The organism is Microcystis sp. LE19-84.1B, from assembly GCF_027531875.1.
Classification (GTDB): Bacteria; Cyanobacteriota; Cyanobacteriia; order Cyanobacteriales; family Microcystaceae; genus Microcystis; species Microcystis panniformis.
In genome coordinates, this window is record NZ_JAPZSR010000028.1 from 1 (window position 1) to 1417 (window position 1417).

Here is a 1417-nt window from a genome sequence, read left to right on the forward strand (position 1 = left end):
TTTTCTCTTTCTCGCTCCATACCCCTTTTAATGCTATATATTCTCATTAACCCTTTTAACCTTTGAATTAATTTTAGTTATTATGTACTACTTTAATGGCTTTTTTGATCTGTGACAGTTGAGGGTGCGGAATGTGGGTTACAAAATCGTTACGAGCGCCTAAAGGAACAAAATCGTTATTATTTAGCTCACGAGTATTTCAATCAGGAATGGAATTCTTTTTACTTCGATGAAGTGGCGAAAGAATTAGAAGATGCTAAACTTAAATATGTGGGTTCCGCTCATATTAATGACCATATTGATACGGTCAATCTCTCTCCAGTTGCCCAAGAAAAATTAGCAAAAATCAGCGACCCAATCTATCGGGAAGTGGTGCGAGATTTCTTTGTTAATAGCCAATTCCGTCGTGATATTTTTAGTCGAGGCTCTTTAAGTTTAACCAGCCAAGAACAGCTTAAACAACTACAAGAAACTCGGTTTGCTCTGATTGTTAATCCCGCAAATATCAAGTTCGAGCATCAGTTTCCCGTGGGAGAAGTTAAGTTACAGGAGACAGTTTATCAGCCAATTTGTGAAGTTTTGGCGGAATCTCCTCAAACTTTACAGCAACTGCAAAATCATCCCAAAACCTCAAATATTAACTTAAATGGTCTTTACCAAGCTCTGATGATTTTAACTGGTATTGGCTATATTCATCCTGCTGTGGATGAGCAAACTTGCCAACAACGGAAACCATCTACTGATGCTTTTAATAATGCAGTGAAAGCGAAAGCAGTCTATAATGAGGAATTAAGCTTTTTAGCTTCTCCTTTGATTGGGACTGGAGTAGTGGTCAATCGTTTAGAACAATTATTCCTCTTGGCTAAATCCTCTAACCAAGATGCAGTACAATTTGTCTGGCAAAATTTGGCAAGTCAAGGCAAAAAAGTGGTTAAAGATGGGAAACCTTTGGAAACAGAGGAGGAGAATATTGCTCATCTGAAAACAGTGTACGAGGAGTTTAGTAAAGAACGTTTACTAACATTGCAAAAACTAGGTATTGAGTAAATACTAAGTAAGTAATCTCATTGTAACCGGCTACTTAGATAGGTGGTGCGTTACGACGGATTGTTACTTTCAAGTCAAAGCCGCAATTTTTGCCGTCTAACGCACCCTACGTTTTACTACTTAGTTGATGATAGGTGGTGCGTTACGACGGATTGTTACTTTCAAGTCAAAGCAGTAATTTGGGCTGTTACGTTTTACTACTTAGTGGTGCGTTACGACGGATTTTTACGGCTCTTCGTTACTCTTTATGCTAAATCAACAGACAAGATGCCAAGATAACATACTTCTAACCCAAAAATTCCGAAAGTTTCTAAAGCCATAGCCTCTCCGTTTTATTAGTTTAAGTTTATTGTTGATTCCCTCGACCACC

General features: G+C 38.0%; 1 protein-coding gene and 1 pseudogene. One reads left to right on the plus strand and one right to left on the minus strand.

Annotated elements, in window-relative coordinates; translation table 11 throughout:
- Positions 1–138: 138 nt before the first annotated feature.
- Positions 139–1047, plus strand: a pseudogene (locus tag O9324_RS01650) (methyltransferase regulatory domain-containing protein); the annotation flags it as partial.
- A gap of 255 nt (positions 1048–1302) precedes the next feature.
- On the opposite strand, the gene O9324_RS01655 reads toward O9324_RS01650, so the two are convergent.
- Positions 1303–1417: transposase (locus O9324_RS01655; RefSeq protein ID WP_130758671.1), on the minus strand; the 115-nt coding region annotated here is incomplete at its 5' end.